12 protein-coding genes and 1 pseudogene are annotated in these 16,360 nt (G+C 67.3%); 10 read left to right on the top strand and 3 right to left on the bottom strand.

Annotated elements, in window-relative coordinates:
- Nucleotides 1-372: 372 nt before the first annotated feature.
- The 3 genes from PGH47_RS14620 to PGH47_RS14610 all read left to right on the top strand — a co-directional run bounded on the left by PGH47_RS14620 (nt 373) and on the right by PGH47_RS14610 (nt 2,712).
- Nucleotides 373-1,236: a hypothetical protein gene (locus PGH47_RS14620; RefSeq protein ID WP_271663798.1), complete on the top strand. Its 864-nt coding sequence runs from the start codon at nt 373-375 to the stop codon at nt 1,234-1,236.
- Between the two features lie 65 nt (nt 1,237-1,301).
- Nucleotides 1,302-2,021, top strand: a complete 720-nt coding sequence (locus PGH47_RS14615) for a hypothetical protein (protein WP_271663797.1) — start codon at nt 1,302-1,304, stop codon at nt 2,019-2,021.
- Between the two features lie 358 nt (nt 2,022-2,379).
- Nucleotides 2,380-2,712: a hypothetical protein gene (locus PGH47_RS14610; protein ID WP_125523697.1), complete on the top strand. Its 333-nt coding sequence runs from the start codon at nt 2,380-2,382 to the stop codon at nt 2,710-2,712.
- Nucleotides 2,713-3,210: 498 nt separating this feature from the next.
- On the opposite strand, the pseudogene PGH47_RS14605 reads toward PGH47_RS14610, so the two are convergent.
- A pseudogene (locus PGH47_RS14605) lies at nt 3,211-3,595 on the bottom strand (transposase); the annotation flags it as partial.
- A 425-nt stretch (nt 3,596-4,020) separates the two neighbouring features.
- Between PGH47_RS14605 and PGH47_RS14600 the strand changes: the two are divergent.
- Nucleotides 4,021-6,078, top strand: coding sequence for a restriction endonuclease (locus tag PGH47_RS14600; RefSeq protein ID WP_271663796.1), 2,058 nt, complete (start codon nt 4,021-4,023; stop codon nt 6,076-6,078).
- Nucleotides 6,079-6,157: 79 nt separating this feature from the next.
- Here PGH47_RS14600 and PGH47_RS14595 read toward each other — a convergent pair whose 3' ends face one another.
- Together PGH47_RS14595 and PGH47_RS14590 are read right to left on the bottom strand one after the other, a co-directional pair.
- Nucleotides 6,158-7,117: a hypothetical protein gene (locus PGH47_RS14595; protein ID WP_271663795.1), complete on the bottom strand. Its 960-nt coding sequence runs from the start codon at nt 7,115-7,117 to the stop codon at nt 6,158-6,160.
- Nucleotides 7,118-7,388: 271 nt separating this feature from the next.
- On the bottom strand, nt 7,389-7,838 hold the full coding sequence (locus PGH47_RS14590; protein WP_271663794.1) for a DUF7144 family membrane protein: 450 nt from the start codon (nt 7,836-7,838) through the stop codon (nt 7,389-7,391).
- Nucleotides 7,839-8,237: 399 nt separating this feature from the next.
- On the opposite strand from PGH47_RS14590, the gene PGH47_RS14585 reads away from it, so the two are divergent.
- From PGH47_RS14585 to PGH47_RS14560, 6 genes are all read left to right on the top strand, one after another.
- Entirely contained in the window at nt 8,238-10,244 is a 2,007-nt protein-coding gene (locus tag PGH47_RS14585; protein ID WP_271663793.1) for a cell wall-binding repeat-containing protein, read from the top strand.
- Between the two features lie 270 nt (nt 10,245-10,514).
- Nucleotides 10,515-11,879, top strand: a complete 1,365-nt coding sequence (locus PGH47_RS14580) for a glutamate decarboxylase (protein WP_271668057.1) — start codon at nt 10,515-10,517, stop codon at nt 11,877-11,879.
- Between the two features lie 94 nt (nt 11,880-11,973).
- Nucleotides 11,974-13,098 carry an NAD(P)/FAD-dependent oxidoreductase gene (locus tag PGH47_RS14575; RefSeq protein WP_271663792.1) on the top strand — a complete coding sequence of 375 codons (1,125 nt, stop codon included), beginning with the start codon at nt 11,974-11,976 and terminating at the stop codon, nt 13,096-13,098.
- A gap of 70 nt (nt 13,099-13,168) precedes the next feature.
- A complete protein-coding gene (locus PGH47_RS14570) occupies nt 13,169-14,065 on the top strand; it encodes an RNA polymerase sigma-70 factor (RefSeq protein ID WP_271663791.1) in 897 nt (298 codons plus the stop codon).
- Between the two features lie 302 nt (nt 14,066-14,367).
- A complete protein-coding gene (locus PGH47_RS14565) occupies nt 14,368-14,709 on the top strand; it encodes a hypothetical protein (RefSeq protein ID WP_271663790.1) in 342 nt (113 codons plus the stop codon).
- Nucleotides 14,706-16,313: an MFS transporter gene (locus tag PGH47_RS14560; protein ID WP_271668056.1), complete on the top strand. Its 1,608-nt coding sequence runs from the start codon at nt 14,706-14,708 to the stop codon at nt 16,311-16,313. The genes PGH47_RS14565 and PGH47_RS14560 overlap by 4 nt, the downstream gene beginning before the upstream one ends.
- Nucleotides 16,314-16,360: the final 47 nt, after the last annotated feature.

Genomic DNA, 16,360 nt, shown 5'->3' with positions numbered 1-16,360 from the left:
TGAGCGGGCCACTTGATCGGGTGATGGAGGCTCTGGCGGGAGCGAGTGAGGACGAGGTGACGACTGCAATGTCCGCGGCTGGCGTCTCAGCCTCTCGCCCGGTGGCGCCGTCAGTGCCCCTCCGGACGCCGCTGCCGGGCCCTGAGGCTTCGCTGCACATCGTTTCTGAGGTGGAGTGGGTCTGAAGCCGGGTTCGGCCTGTGCGTGCCTGTGTGACCGCGAGCCCCCTTTCCTGATCGGGAAGGGGGCTTGTTGGCGCTCGTGGCCACTTCAGCGGGCCTGCACTCGGTGCCGTTAACCGCCGGAGTTGTGGCTGGAGCTGGGTGAGTGGTGTGTTGAGATGCCTTTGCAGACCAAAGATCAACGGTAGACATGGACTTCCGATCCGACGTTCGGTTCCCGGGACTCCGTCGCGCAATTGAGCAGTGCGCGGAACTGAATAGTCATATCGAGGGCTTTCGCTCCGATCCCAACGGTCGGGCCACCCTCCGAGCTGATCTAGACGTAGATAGCGGCTATCACATCCTGCGCATTGACCAGATCCCTGACTACCGCCACGCGATTGAGGAAGTGAGCCTCGGTCTGGGTGACATCGTCAACAACCTCCGCTGCAGCCTAGATCACCTCGCTTGGCAATATGCCTGTGCGCATGCCAAAGGAACACCTCGCAAGCCGAGAGATGTCTACTTCATCACCTGCAATGCAGCAGGAGGCCAACAGCACAAGGCTCCCGGCTTCCTCGCGCCCCAGGTGTGGGGACGCATGCATGCCTACCAGCCATGCCAAGGAGTCAACGGGCGGCCGGACAGCTGGAGCGGCCCGTACATCCATCAGTTGGATCTACTCACCGATCTCTCAAACTCTGACAAGCACCACATGCTTGCGCACATCGAACTCCACGCAAATCAATTTACGACGATAGCCACGCGCGCCGACTCGCCACCTTGGTTTGAGCGAACCGAGTCAGGCGTGAAGCTTCTTCCCGAGCGAGTCAACGATCCGGACCCAGGGTCCGATCACCTGGATTTCTCGCATGCTTCGGGCCTTGTCGAGGTCGGCGCAGAAGTGGCACGGATTCGCGCCCCTCTCTGGACCGGCCACCCTGTGATTGCGCGAGTCGGGACTGCAACTCCGCTATTCGCTCTGCCCGAAGGAAGACCCGTCGTAGAGACCATCCAGAGGCTGTCCGAGTTCGTTCAGACGATCATGGACGACCTTCAGCAATATTGCCCCTAAGGCTTGTCCCGCAATACGCATGAGGTGGCAGGGGCAGGCGCGGGAGCAACAGCCATACTCAACGTGTGACGATCACGGATGCTGACGATCTGCTGCCAAACCCATGGGATCTGTTGGCGGGGGCCGACTGGGCTTCGCTCGAGCATGCCTGTGGGTCGGCCGCAGGAACCCCTGCTCTGCTGGCCGGACTGTTGGCGGACGACGCCGGCGCGCAGGCCAGGGCTCTGCGGCACCTCAACGACCCGGTGCATCACCAGAACACTATCTACTCCGCGACCGTGCCTGCGGCACTGTATGTGGCGGCGATCCTCAGCGACCCGCGCACGGGCACCGTTCTAGCCGACCGTGACGGCCAAGCCCTTCCGCTGCGCGCTGCCTTGTTGGCCTGGGTGACGTCGGTGGCCATCGAGGTCGACAGCGAGGCAGAGGCGAAAATGGCAGATGTGGGGCTTTGCCTGGAGGAGCATCCAGAGTCCGTCCAGGTCCGGGCACTGCGTCCCAGGCTCTTCCAGGCTGTCTCTGCTTTCCTCCACGCTCCAGACCTTGCTGTTCAGGAAGCGGCCATTGCTGCGGCTGTTTCGCTCCTGGACGCCCCGGAGCTCGTTCAGCAGCGTGCCCTTCTTACGCCGCTGGTCCGTGATGTGTTGGTCTCCAGCGACAACCGTTCGTATCGCTTCATTGCTGGCCGTGGTCTCAAGTCCTGGGGAGAAGGCACAGATGTGCTGCCTGACGATCAAGACGCAGATCTGTGGGCGGGCGGCTGCAGCAGCGAACCGCCCTTTTGACCGCGATCTCCACGGAGGGGTGATCGCCTCTCCCCGGCCAGTGTGATGCCATGATCACGCTGTGAAGGGCTCCGCCCGCGGGTCTACCGGATGACGATCTGGGCGGGTGGCAGCGAGCAGCACGCAGCCACGTCCTGGCCCGAAAGGCTCAGCCCCCACTCTCCTTCACCCCCATCCCCTCGGCCTGTGCGTGAGGGGAGCGTTTCTCGAGGACTGCCGTGACCATCGTGCGCAGCACACCGGGCCTCGCCGTGTCCACGCTCGGGAGCCCTGACAGCTGTCAGGGTCCCTCCCGCCTGCCTGTCTCCTAGCCTTTCGCGCAGGACGCCCGGCACAGGGCGGAACAGAAGGGCAGGACATGAAGATCCTCTGGAAACGCGCACTCGTCACCGGAGCAGCGGGGATCGCTCTCGCTGGCGGAGCCGGTCTTGTGACCGCCTCACCCGCGGCGGCCGCGGAGGGAAATGTGCTGCAGTGCAGGGCCTGGGTCGCGGACAATCGCGCCTACGGCGAGTGCTTCAACCCCGGGACGCAGCTGCATGCGTTCTCCGTACACGCCATCTGCGGCTGGTCCCCGGACGCTTACTCGAATTGGTACTACGTGACGCCGGGCGGGACCACCACTGTCAGTATCGGCTGCGGCCCGTTGAGCACCGGCGTCGGCGGCGCGGCCATCGAGTACGGCGGCTGAGCGTCCCGGACACTCAGATCCATCAAAAGCCCCCTAGACGGTCGATGAAGAACTTGGGTTATGGCCCTGCCACGTGAGCGGCAGGGCCAGACTCGTCATGTGGCCATAGGCGAGTGGGTCGGCGAGATGGTCGGGCCAAACGTGTGGGAGACCTGACGGGATCTGGTCCCGGCCGGGAGCGTGTTCGCGTTCCCGACCGAGCATCGGAGCGAGCTCTTCCCGGCTGAGATGTCCGCGGACACGTATCCGTCGACGAACGGACGCCCGAACGTGCCGCCACAGACCCTGCTTCCGCCACGATCATTTTGCAGGCCCTGCACAGGCTGTCGGACTTCGAAACGGCCCAGGAACTGCGGTTCTCCCGTTCGCTGTCACTCTCTTCGACTAGCGATCTCTCCCGCGACTACGTGAAATCGCCTCTTCTCGCCCGGCTAAGGGCTGTCCCGTAATTGATCTTCGGAGGGATGCAGCGGGGTGATTTGAGGGCTCGTGAGCTTCCTATGTGGCCTGGAGGAGGTTGTGCAGGCGAGCGATACCGAGCATGGCGTGGTGAACGCCGTCGCCCTTGAGCCGGCAGTCGCGGAGGATCTTCCAGGTCTTCATGTGGGCGAAGACGTGCTCGACGCGGGCGCGGACCTGCTTGTGCTCGTGGTTATGCGCGGCCTGCCACTCGGTCAGTTCGCCTCCGCGTGGTCGACGGTGCGGGATGATCAGGCCCGTTCCTGGGTAGCCGCCGTCAGCGATGGTGGTCGTCCTGCCAACGACGGCCTTGGTGCCGGACTCCTCCCATGCCTTGCAGTCGTTGCGGTTGCCCGAAAGCGGTGTGCCGATGGCATCGATGACGACCTGGTGGTTGGTGGAGTTACCTGTAGTTCTTGGACTGCGCGGATGTGGGCGAGGCACTCGATCGGGTGATTGAGGCACTGGCGGAGGCGAGCGCGGAAGAGGTGGCCGCTGCGCTGGCTTCTGCCGGGGCTTCTGGCCTTCGACGGTCAGCGCCGCGGCGGATGCCTGCTACGCGTCTGCCAAGCCCCGCTGAGTTCTTGGGCATCCACTCAGAGGTCGAGTGGGTCTGAGTGCTCAGACCTTGCTGAGACCCCGTACGGCGATGTTGAGCCCCCTCTAGATCCAGAGGGGGCTCAATGCTGTCTACGCCGGTGAGCTGCCTGAACGGTCGGCTCAGCTTGCCTTTGGCAAGTTGATATCCAGGATGGTGATTACTGGATAAAGTCGGATTGTTACTACTGGTTGCGGGGGCAACCAGGTCTGGTCGGCGGTGCCGACGTCCCTGGGGAGGGCAGGTAGCGCATGAGTCGTCGCTCTGCTGGTTTGGTCGGCGTCTGGGCCGAGATGCAGCGTCAGCAACAGCGCCAGACAGAAGCTGAGGCGAGACAGCGCAGGGAGGAGGCTCGGCAGGCGCGGGCTTACCAGCGGCTCGCTGCGCAGGGGCAGCGAGAGTTCCGGCAGGCGGAGGCCAGGCGGCGTACGGAGGAGATCGAGGCCCAGGTCGCGTCCTTACAGGGGCTGCTGGTCGCTGGTTGCCAGGCGCCGGTTTTCAGAGCGTCGTCCTTGATGCACCGGGAAGAGATCGCCCCGTTCGATCCAGGGCCGCTTGCGTGGCCTGTGCGTATGCCGGATCAGAGCCGGTACCAGGCGCAGGGAGGCTGGACCGCGAGCCGGCGTGCACAGGCTCAGGCCGAGGCGCGGGCTCATTTCGAACGTGACTGGCACGCGGCACAGGCTGCCGAAGCACAGCGGCAGCAGCAGTTGGCGGCCGCACAGCGGGAGTACGAGCGGGGTGCGGAGGCTCAGCGGTCGGAAATACGTCGGCACAACGCCGGCGTCGTCGAAGCGACCGAGGGTGTGAGGCGAGGCCAGCCGGACTCCGTGATCGAGTACTTCTCGGCGGCGCTCTACGCGTCGACTGCCTGGCCTGAAGGTTTCCCGCGGCAGATCGCCGCAGCTTTCGACCCAGCGGCCCGGCAACTCGTCCTGGACTGGGAGATGCCCACGTACGACGTCGTACCTGAGGCGAAGTCGGTGAGGTACGTCCCCTCTCAGGACCAGGACAAGGAGACCGCTCGTCCCGTGACCCAGCGTCGGGCGCTGTACCGGGAGGTGCTGGCGCAGAGCACGCTGCTGGTGCTGCATCAGCTGTTCGCCGCGGATGAGTACGGCATCCTCGACTCGGTCGCGTTGAACGGCTTCGTGGACGCGCCGGACCCGGCGACGGGAAGGCAGTCGCACATCTTTCTGGCGACCGTGATGGCTGGTCGGTCGGGCTTCACCGAGTTGCATCTGGAGCAGGTGGATCCCGTCAGCTGTCTGACCGACGCGTTGCGCGGGCAGCTTGCCGCTCGCCCCGATCAGCTCACCTCGGTGCGGCCGAGCCGTCAGCCTCGGGACGTCGGCAACCACGTCGTCACCCATGGCGGGGATGGCGAACCGGATCTCTATGACATGGATCCGATCGCCTTCGAGTCCCTGGTCGCCGATCTGTTCCGTGCGATGGGAATGCAGGCGGTGACGACTCAGCGCTCGAACGACGGGGGCGTTGATGTAGACGCGCTGGACCCGACTCCCATCCGCGGCGGCAAGATCGTCGTACAGGTGAAGCGCTACCGGAACACGGTTCCTCCCACCGCTGTGCGTGACCTGTACGGCACCGTCCAGGACCGCGGCGCCAACAAAGGCGTTCTGGTGACCACCTCGGCATACGGACCCGGCTCGCACACCTTCGCCCGGGGGAAGCCCCTGGAGCTCATCTCGGGCAGTGAGCTGGTCGATCTGCTGCACAGGCACGGCCTTCGTGGCCGTCTGGGGGAGGGTGGGCGAGCGGCCCCGACACAGACGACTCCTGCCGGGCCTGCAAACCCGACTGACGACTACAACGTGTTGGGCATGACGTGGTCGGGGAACGTCGCATTGGACGTGTGCGCACTCGTATGCCGCGGCAGCCGGGTTCTGAGCGAAGAGCACTTCGTGTTCTTCAACAACCCGCAGACTCCGGATGGTTCGGTGCGAGCAGTGCCGGCGCGGGCGCCGGACAAGGCAGCGATTCGTGTCTCCTTCGACGGACTCCCGCAGGAGGCCGATCGGTTCGTGCTCGTGGCTGCTGTTGATCCGGAGGTGAACCCGGACGCGGACCTGTCAGGCTTCACCGACGCCTGTATCCGGCTGCTGGACCCGGCAAGGGCAGAGCTCGGCCGACTTGAGGTCTCGGATGGCCGCTCGGGCGAGACAGCTCTGGTACTGGGCTCATTCCGGCATCGGCCGAACGGCGACTGGGACTTCGTCCTCGGCGGAAAGGGCTACCCACGGGGGCTGGAGCAACTGCTCCAGGACTACGGCATCGAAGTGGACTAGCAGGGTCACGACCTGTGTTGTTCCGAGCGTGCTCGCAGATGTACATCGCTCATCGATGTGACGAGACCTGCACGCGCCCTCATGCGGGTGGGATCGCGGCGATGCCGCCTTCCTCCTCGGGGCTGATGGGTGGGCGTCGCTTGCTGCGGCGCCACCACATCAGGTGGCCGTAGGTGGAGATGGTGACGAGGGCAGCGCCGAGAACGACGTAGATGCTCAGGACGATCAGCTGCTGAGTGATGGCGTTTCCGTCGAAGTAGAGGGTGTTGCGGATGAGCGTCGTCCCGTTCCACGGGGGCAGGACGGGGCCGAGGTATTGCCAGAAGGCGGGCAGGTAGGCGGTGCCGTTGACTCCGCCGGTGGAGGGGTTGCCGAAGAAGACGACGATGACGACCGTGAGCAGGGTGCCGATCGGGCCGATCAGGCTTTGAAGGGTTGCGGCCAAGAGCGCGACGGCAAGGCACATGAGAGCGAACTCGCCCCACAGGGGCCAGAAGTTGCTGCTGACATCCGGGTAGGCGTTGAGGATCGGACCGATGATCACGTCGAACACCAGGGCGGCGATGATCGAGTAGGCGATGAGGCTGAGGACGCGGCGGCGGGCTGCCGCGGTGCCGGTGCGCTGCATGGCCAGAGTGGAGCCGAGATAGCCCGCCACGAGCAGTACGAACACCGAGATGCCCGGGACGACGCCGAGGGGGTCTTCCTTGGGAAGTTTGTTGGTCACGGCGAAGGCGAGGCGTACGCCTTGCTTCTTGGCGGCCCGCTCGTACAGGGCCGGCAGCTGCCCAGGAGCGACCAGGCTCGCGGCCTCGGCGATGACCAAGGTGTTGCTGTCTGCCACGAAGCCGCCGTAGATCTCGGTGCGGTCGGCAGCGTCCTCCAGCTCTGCCTGATCCGAGTACTGGTGGATCTTCAGCGAGATGTCTTCCTGAACAGCGGTGGTCAGTGGCGAGCTACCGACCACACCCCACGGGAGGTCGCGGGCCACCACCGCATGCTGTGCCGACACGTACGTCGTACACATGATCGTGGTCATGACCAGGGCGATCAGCAGCCCGGTGATCAGTGCCCGCCAAGACGGTGGGGGACCGGGACGTCCTCGTGCCCGTTCCGGCTGGAGTCGCCTTGTACGTCGCTCATGACAGGTCCCGGGGCACTGGGCGTTCCTCGCGCTTGCGATCAGTCACGCCTCCAGGCTGTGACACCGGGCCAGAGCATGCGATTCGACCACGGCCATCCGGGTTGTGGTCGAACCCCCCGTCTGTGGGCCGTGCCCAGGTCGTTCGAGAGTGGTGGGCCGAGGTGTGTCACCGGCCGCCGTTGGTTCCGGCGTAGAACCTCGTGAGCGCGAAGATGACCAGGAGGTCGAGCGTCATTATCGGGATGGCCCACAGCGGGTAGTACGGAACGAACATGAACTGGGTGATCAGGCTGACCCCTGCCGCTGCCGCACCGGCTCCGCGACCCCAGCTCTTGTTCGTCACGAGCCCCATGGCGGCGATGACGAGTGCCAGTCCGACCACGATGTGAATCCAGCCCCAAGCGGTCAGGTCGAACCGATAGGCGTACTGGGACGCGGCGAACAGGTTGTCCCCCGCGATTCCGGATGCCCCCATGAGAATGCTGAGCGGTCCGCTGAGCATCATCACGGCTCCGGCGAACAGGGACGCGCCGCTGAGTCTTTCGCTGCCGCCCGGCCCCCCGTGTTCGTTCGGTATCGCCGCCATGGCCGCCACCTTCCTGTACAGCGCGGTCACCGATGCACGACGCCCGTGCGGCGCCGGCCATGCTCCACTGCCAGGATCACCGCGATCCCTCGACACCGCGACTGCAAACTGCCGTGGGGAGACCGTGGGGATGGTTCGGAGCAGTATCCCGCTGCGTAGTCGTCAAGCGCGGCGCTGATATCTGACACCGGTGGCCGACACCAGCAGGAGCGGACGACGGCGGTCGAGGCTGGACAACGGCCACGGGCGCGTCGGCACCGGGTGCCCCTGTCTCCACGGATGCCGTGGCACGGCGCTAAAGTTTCGCCGCTGCCGTACGGACGACGAACACGATGCCGTCCGTTCGCCTCGGGGGAGGGGCAACGCAGCCATCCATTCATCTGTGGGGGCACATTGAACATCTCTGCGCGTCGCGGATTCGCGGCGCTCATGACCGCCGCCGCACTCGCGGCCGGTCTCGTCGCCGGGCTCCCGGGCCACGCGACCGCCGACACCGCCGGCTGGCCGGCCACGGACGGCAGGCTGCTGTACAACGAACTCGGCTCGCTGCGCTACATCAACCCCGACGGGACCAAGAGCGCCCAGTTCTACGAGACCGCGAATCAGGCTGCCTGGTCCGCCGACGGCAGCCAGATCGCCTACGTGGGCTCCGCCGACGGCCGTCTCCGCACGAAGACGTACGCCCAGGAGTCGATAGCGGGCAACGACATCGTCATGCCGGCGGGCAGTGGCTGGCATCCGACCGATCCGACGTTCTGGGGCGGCGGGGGCGACATCGTCTTCACCGCCGGAGGCCGACTCCGGGTGGCCGTGGCCAACAGCGGCCGCGCTCCCGCGACCCTGTTCGGCACCGACGTCGACGGCTGCGACTCCAAGGCCAGCGGCGCCCTCAACGGCAAGCTGGCCTTCGTGCGCACCGGCACGAGCTGCTCCACCACCGGCACTCCGGCCGTCTGGCTCTACAACGGCCCCACCAAGACGTTCACCAAGGTGGCCGCCAACGCGGACGAGCCGAGCATGTCCCCGGACGGGCAGTCGCTGGTCTTCACCCGGACCGTCGCCGGACACAAACAGCTCTTCACCGTCAAGGTCGACGGCACCGGGCTGACCCAGGTCACCACGGACCCCGCCGACCACAACCGTCCCGCCTGGTCGCCCAAGGGCGACCGGATCGCGTACGACACCTACTTCACGGGCGGCCCGGACACCGGTCCCAGCGGTTCGCAGATATGGATCCACGACCTCGGTACGGGCGCGGAGACGCGTGTGCCCATGGCCGACGGGACCGACGTGGCCTGGCAACCGCTCCGGAAGAACGCGATCTCCCGGGTCTACGGCTCCGACACCTACGACACCAACATCGCGTCGTCCAAGTGGACGTGGAACACCCTCGGCAAGAGCGTGCCGGGCCTGATGAACGCGAGCTCGGCCGTCCTGATCAGCAAGTCGGACTCCGCGTACGCCACCACCGCGACCTCGCTGGCGGGCAAGAAGCACGGACCGGTGCTGATGACCTCCCGCACGGGTCTGGACTCCTCCGTCCAGAGCGAGCTGAAGCGCATGCTGCCCAAGGGCAAGACCGTCTACCTGGTCGGCGGCACCAGCATCCTCAGCAGCTCGGTGGCGTCCAAGGTGACCTCGCTCGGATACGTCGCCAAGCGGCTGTCCGACGTCTCGCGCTACTCCACCTCGGTGGCTGTCGCCAAGACGATCACCAGCGCCCCGAAGTACGTGTTCCTGGCGACCGGCACCGACTACCACAACGCCCTCGCGGCCAGCTCCGCCGCCGGCGCCATGGGCACCTCGGGCACCGCGGTCGTACTGCTGACCGAGGGCTCCACCATGACCCCGTCCGTGTACGGCTACCTCAACAAGTACAGCCCGAGCACGACGAAGATCATCACGGTGGGGACCGACGCCGAGTCGGCGCTGACCAAGGCGTACAACGCCGGCAAGCTGCCCCACTGGCCCGGCAAGTACAGCTACTACCGCTTCGGCGGCAGTCCGGCGCCGGTCGCCGCGAGGCTCGCCGAGTTCTGGTGGTCGTCGCCGTCGAACGCCGCGGTGGCCTCGGTGAACAGCTGGACCGGCGGCGTCTCCGCGTCGTCGGCGATGACCACGTTCGGGCCGCTGCTGTGGACCGACGTCACCTCGCTGACGTACGACACCAAGTGGTACATGATGCGCACGTCGGCGAGCCTGAACCACGTGGCCGTGTTCGGCGGCAACGGCTCCGTCGACGCGAAGGTGGTCCCGTTGATCGGCAGGGCCATCGGCGTGGACAGCACCTACGCGTACACCCCGTACTACAAGGGTGCCATTGCGCAGAGCCCGGCCTCCCAGCCGTTGTCCGCGACCAACGCGACCACCGCGAGCACCGGCAGGCCAGTTCCGAGCCCGGATCTGGACTCGCTCAAGGTGACAGTCTCGAAGTGACCGTGTCCGGGACGCCTTCCTCCCAGAGGGCGTCCCGGACCACCGGCGGATCGGCCGGGGACATCACGCGAGAACGAGCTCATGAGCAGCCCCCTCCGACTCCTTGAAGCCCTCGGAGGCAAGGGCTACCCCCAGGGGCACCGACGAGACCGCCGGCGGAACTCATCGGTGGCCCTGGGTCGAGTCGCACTCGGCCGCTTCTGTCTCTGTCCTTTTCCGCCTCGGCGTGTCCCTCGGTGGGATCCCGGATGGCGCTGTTTGAATTGTCATATGACTAAGCGTGGCGACGCGGATCTTTTCGGTAATCGATTTCTGACCATGCCCGCTCCATCGGAGGCGTTTCCCGAGGAAGGCATGTCCGCTACGGACGCGATGAGGCTGTTGGATGTGGATCTCGCCATGGAGGGCGATCCGCAGCGGAACCTCGCCACATTCGTGACCACTTGGATGGAGCCGGAGGCGCAGCGGATCATCGCTGAGAATCTCCATCGGAATTTCATCGACCACGCGGAGTACCCCATTTCCGCTGAGATCGAGCAGCGTTGCGTGCGTATGCTCGCAGATCTCTTCAACGCTCCGGGCCCGACCACCGGGTGCCGGACCCAGGGGTCGTCCGAGGCGATCATGCTCGGGGCGCTGTCGCTGAAGTGGAAGTGGCGGCAGCGTCGCCAGGCGGCGAATCTCCCGGCCGACCGCCCCAACCTTGTCTTCGGCGGGGACGTCCACGTCGTGTGGGAGAAGTTCTGCCGCTACTTCGACGTCGAGCCCCGGATCGTGCCGCTCGGCGTGGACAAGTACACGATCGGCCCGGAGGACGTGGCGCCCCACGTCGACGAGAACACGATCGGTGTCGTGGCCGTCCTCGGCACCACATTCACCGGCCACAAGGACGACGTCGTCGGGATCGACAAACTGCTGCGGGACATCCGCAAGGAGCGGGACCTCGACATTCCGATCCATGTGGACGGGGCCAGCGGCGCATTCGTGTGGCCGTTCCTGTACCCGGATTCGAAATGGGACTTCCGGCTGGAGCAGGTGCGCTCGATCAATGTCTCGGGACACAAGTACGGCCTGGTCTACCCCGGCATCGGCTGGCTGGTCTTCCGTGAGGAATCCGACCTGGCCGGGGACCTCGTGTTCTACGAGAACTATCTGGGCAAGACCGACTCGACCTTCACGCTGAACTTCTCCACCGGCGCGTCAATGGTGCTCGCGCAGTACTACAACTTCGTTCGGCTCGGTCGCCAGGGCTACACATATGTCATGAGGACCATGCAGGAGAACGCCCGCAAATTGGCGGACAACCTGCGCGACAGCGGCCGTTTCGAAGTGATCGGGAGTGACCTCGAGCAGCTGCCGCTGGTCGCTTTCCGGCTCGCCGGGGACCACCCCTACGACGAGTCCGATGTCGCGTGGCAGCTCTCCGCCGAGCGCGGCTGGATGGTGCCGGCGTACACGCTTCCACCCGACGCGGAGCGGGTGAAGATCATGCGTGCTCTGGTCAAGGAGACCCTGAGCCGCGAGCAGATCGACCGCCTGACCGAGGACATCGTCGACGCGTGCCGCACCCTGGACGACAAGGGGGCGACCCACGGGAAGGAGCGGGACAAGGTCAAGCGCGGCACCGGCTACTGAGCTGCCGCTGTGCTCCACGTCTCACCCGAGGGCTGTTACACCGCCCGCGTGGCCGGTGTCTCCATGCCGAGTTCAAAACGGCGAGGGAGACATCATGAGCAAGAACGTCGAGGTGGTCGTGGTCGGCGGCGGGTACGGCGGTGTGACGGCGGCCAATCGTCTGGCGCGGCGTGACGGTGTGTCGGTGACCCTGGTCAATCGGCGTGCCGACTTCGTCGAGCGGATCCGGCTGCATCAGCTCGTGACCGGCTCCGACGACGCGGTCGAGGGCTTCGGCGAGGTGCTGGGCGGGAACGTCCGGCTGGTGGTCGATGCCGCGACCCGTATCGACGCCGCCGAGCGGCGGGTGTCGCTGGCGGGCGGTGGCACGTTCGCGTACGACTACCTCATCTACGCCGTGGGCAGCGGCGCCGCCGATCCCGGTGTGCCAGGAGCGGCGGAGTTCGCTTATTCGGTGTCGGACCTGGAGGGGGCGGAGCGGCTGCGGTCGGCGCTGGCCGCCGCGCCCGCGACGGATCCGGTGACCGTGGTCGGGGCCGGTCCGACCGGCCTGGAGACCGCCGCCGAGCTGGCGGAAGGGGGCCGTAAGGTCACCCTGGTCTGCGGCGATGTGCTCGGCCCCTCCCTGCACGCCCGGGTCCGCCGCCCGGTCGCACGTCGGCTCGCCGACCTGGGGGTGACCGTCGTCGAAGGCTCCCACGCGCGCGTGACGGAGGTGACGCGCGATGCCGTACGTCTCGACGACGGCCGTGAGGTGTCCAGCGCGGTGACGATCTGGACCGCGGGATTCCGTGTCCCCGACCTGGCCGCCCGCAGCGGTCTGCGTACCGACACCGAGGGCCGACTGGTGACCGACGCGACGCTGACCAGCGTGGACGACGTGCGCATCGTCGCTGCCGGGGACGCTGCGGTCATGACGGACCGGCCGTTCCGGATGAGCTGCCAGGCCGCAGTGCAGCTGGGTGCCGGGGCCGCCGACACGGTCCTGCGCCGGATCGCGGGCAGGACACCGGGTTCCGTCCGTCTGCTGTTCGGCGGGCAGTGTCTGAGCCTCGGCCGGGACGCGGGCGTCACCCAGTTCTCCTACCCGGACGACAGGGTGAACGCGCTCCACATCAGCGGGCGGCTCGGCGCAGGCGTCAAGGAGTTCGCCTGCCGGTTCACCTTGAAGCAGCTGGCGTCCGGGGCGCGCAAGGCCGGCGCTCGCCCTGCGGCCTAGCCGCCGATACCCCCCTTCGGCTGTGCCCGTCGGCAATCGCGGCCCACCACGAGAGAGCGAAGCGCACCACATGAACGACCACGTCACCGACCCCGCGACCGAGGCATTCGTCGCTCACCGCAACCTGCTGTTCACCGTCGCCTACGAGATGCTCGGATCGGCGGCGGACGCCGAGGACGTGCTTCAGGAGACCTGGCTGAGATGGGTCAAGGTCGACCTGGCGCAGGTGCAGGACCAGCGCGCCTACCTGGTGCGGATCACCACCCGGCAGGCCCTCAACCGGCTGCGCAGCCTCAAGCGCCGCAAGGAGGCCTACGTCGGGCCGTGGCTGCCCGAGCCCCTGCTCACCGCGCCGGACGTGGCCGAGGACGTCGAGCTGTCCGAGAACCTGTCGCTGGCGCTGATGTTCATCCTCGAGACGCTCTCGCCGACCGAACGCGTCGTCTTCGTACTGCGCGAGGTCTTCGACTTCGGCTACGACGACATCGCGGCCGCGATCGGCAAGAGCGCCGCCGCCGTACGCCAGATCGCCCTCCGCGCCCGCCGGCACGTCGACGCCCGCCGGCCGCGCACACCGGCCTCCCCGGAAGAGGCCCGGGCGGCGTCGGACTCGTTCCAGCGCGCGCTCGCGACGGGGGACCTGCAAGGGCTGCTCGACGTCCTCGCCCCGGACGTCGTCTTCGTCAGCGACGGCGGCGGCTTCAAGCTGGCCGCCCTGCAGCCGGTCGTCGGCGCCGACAAGGTGCTCCGTTACATGGCCGGCAGCGCCGACAAGGCCGGCGGTGTCCTCACCGGCGAGCCCACGACGGTCAACGGCAACCCGGGACTCCTCCTGCGCCTGGACGGTGAGATCGACGGCGTGCTGGCGTTCCGCGTGGAGAACGCCCGCGTAACCGGCCTCTACTACGTCCGCAATCCCGAGAAGCTCACCCGCGTCGAGTCCGAGACCTCCCTGACCTCCCGCTGAGCACCCCCGGGACGCTCCTCGCCGCCCGCCCGGCTCTCTCCAACTGGTGGGGTGGTCGTCGGCTTTCTAGCGTGGCGGTGACCGGTACGAAGGAGGTCCGGATGACGCCGAGTGAGCCGCCCGAGGGGGAGCCGCCGGGGAGTCGGCCGCCCACGAGCGGGCCTCACTGGGAACGTCAGCCCCAGGAACCGCCCCAGGGGCAGCCCCCTTCGGGAGGCTGGGCGCGGCCTCCCGCCGGTCCGCCGCAGGGGAAGCAGCGCAGTCGTGCGTGTCTCTGGGGGTGCGTCGGGGCTCTGGCGTTCGTGGTCGCCATCGCCGTGATCCTGGTCGTCGTCATCGTCGTGGTGAACAACGACACCGACCATCCGCCGGCGGACGACGTGAAGATCACGTCATGCACGGTGAACTCGGCGACGCAGCAGGCGACGGCGAGGGTGGAGATCCACAACCACAGTTCGAAGGCGTCGACGTACACCATCACGATCGAGTTCGTTGCCGCGAGTGGGACACGGGTGTCGGAGGGTGGCACCGCGTCCTCGACCGTGGCACCAGGTCAGACCGTGCGGACCGAGGTCGGAGGCGTGGACCGGGTCACGCAGAAGGTGACGTGCAAGGTGACGGACGTGACCCGGGTGGCGAGCTGACCGGCGGGCACGGGCCGGCGGGGGAGCCCGCGCGGCTCGTCCTGTGGACGCTCGCGGCCGGCCAGTTCCTGATGGCGCTCGACAGCTCCGTCATGAACGTGTCCATCGCGGCGGTGGCCGACGACGTGGGCACGACGGTGACCGGGATCCAGGGCGCCATCACGGCGTACACGCTGGTGATGGCGATGTTCATGGTCCCGGGCGGCAAGGTAGGGGCGCTGATCGGCCGCAGACGTGCCTTCACGATCGGCTGCTGCATCTACGGCTGCGGTTCCCTCACCACGTCGCTCGCGCCGAACCTGCCGGTGCTGCTGCTCGGTTGGTCCTTCCTGGAGGGCATCGGGGCGGCGCTCATCCTGCCCGCGATCGTGGCGCTGGTGGCCGGCAACTTCCCCGCCGAACGACGTCCCGCCGCCTACGGACTGGTCGCGGCAGCGGGCGCCGTGGCGATCGCGCTCGGGCCGCTCATCGGGGGTCTGGCCACGACGTATCTGTCATGGCGCTGGGTCTTCGCCGGTGAGGTCCTGGTGGTGCTCGTCATTCTGCTGCTCGCCCGCCGTATCTCCGACGCCGTGGGCGCCGAGCGCCCGCGCATCGATCTCGTCGGCGCCGCACTGTGCGCCCTCGGCCTCGGAGTCTTCGTCTACGGCGTCCTGCGCTCGGGCGAGTGGGGCTGGTTCCGGCCGAAGCCCGACGCGCCAGCGTGGCTCGGTGTCTCGCCGGTCGTGTGGCTGATGCTCGCCGGCGTGCTGCTGATCCGGCTCTTCCTCGCCTGGGAGGCCCGCCTCGTGGAGCGGCACAGGGATCCGCTCATCGACCCGGTGCTGCTGCGCAACAGACAGTTCACCGGCGGCCTGACCATGTTCTTCTTCCAGTACCTGGTCCTGATGGGCGTGTTCTTCGTCGTACCCCTCTATCTGTCGATCGCGCTGGGCCTGTCCGCGCTGGAGACCGGTGCCCGCCTCCTGCCGCTCTCCCTGACCCTGCTGGCGGCCGCGACCCTGATCCCTCGTTTCCTGCCGGACGTCTCGCCGAGGCGGGTGGTCAGGCTCGGGATCCTCGCGCTGCTCGCCGGTGCGGTGGTGCTGATGGCCGCGCTGGACGCGGACGCCGGCGCGGAGATCGTGACGATCCCGTTCCTCCTGATCGGGCTGGGCACGGGCGCGCTGGCGTCCCAGCTGGGGTCGGTCACGGTCTCGGCGGTGCCGGACGAGCAGAGCGCGGAGGTCGGCGGCGTCCAGAACGCCGTCACCAACCTCGGTTCCTCGATCGGCACGGCGCTCGCCGGGTCGATCCTGATCGCCGCGCTCGGCTCCTCCTTCCTGGCCGGCATCGAACAGAATCCGGCGATCCCCGCCGAGGTCGAGAACCGTGCGGCCGTCGAGATCCAGGACGGTGTGACGTTCCTGTCGGACGCTCAGCTGAAGTCCGCCCTCGACGAGGCGGGCGTCGACGACGAGGTCGCTCAGGCCGCGCTGGACGCCAACGCCGAAGCCCGGCTGGACGGTCTGCGTGCCGCTCTCGCGATCCTCGGTTTCGCCTGCGCCCTGGCGATGTTCTTCACGTCGAGGATCCCGACGACCCAGCCCCGCTCCACGTCGTAGCCACGATCCAGCCTCGCTCCACGTGGCCCACGACCCAGCCCGCTCCG

Source organism: Streptomyces sp. HUAS 31 (assembly GCF_028198125.1).
GTDB lineage: Bacteria > Actinomycetota > Actinomycetes > Streptomycetales > Streptomycetaceae > Streptomyces > Streptomyces chartreusis.
This window is presented reverse-complemented; position numbering and strand designations above follow the sequence as displayed.

Coding starts and splice junctions, on each gene's coding strand:
- PGH47_RS14575 (WP_271663792.1), top strand. CDS start 11,974: ATGAGCAAGAACGTCGAGGTGGTCGTGGTCGGCGGCGGGTACGGCGGT.
- PGH47_RS14585 (WP_271663793.1), top strand. CDS start 8,238: ATGACCGCCGCCGCACTCGCGGCCGGTCTCGTCGCCGGGCTCCCGGGC.
- PGH47_RS14610 (WP_125523697.1), top strand. CDS start 2,380: ATGAAGATCCTCTGGAAACGCGCACTCGTCACCGGAGCAGCGGGGATC.
- PGH47_RS14620 (WP_271663798.1), top strand. CDS start 373: ATGGACTTCCGATCCGACGTTCGGTTCCCGGGACTCCGTCGCGCAATT.
- PGH47_RS14600 (WP_271663796.1), top strand. CDS start 4,021: ATGAGTCGTCGCTCTGCTGGTTTGGTCGGCGTCTGGGCCGAGATGCAG.
- PGH47_RS14570 (WP_271663791.1), top strand. CDS start 13,169: ATGAACGACCACGTCACCGACCCCGCGACCGAGGCATTCGTCGCTCAC.
- PGH47_RS14580 (WP_271668057.1), top strand. CDS start 10,515: ATGACTAAGCGTGGCGACGCGGATCTTTTCGGTAATCGATTTCTGACC.
- PGH47_RS14595 (WP_271663795.1), bottom strand. CDS start 7,117: ATGACCACGATCATGTGTACGACGTACGTGTCGGCACAGCATGCGGTG.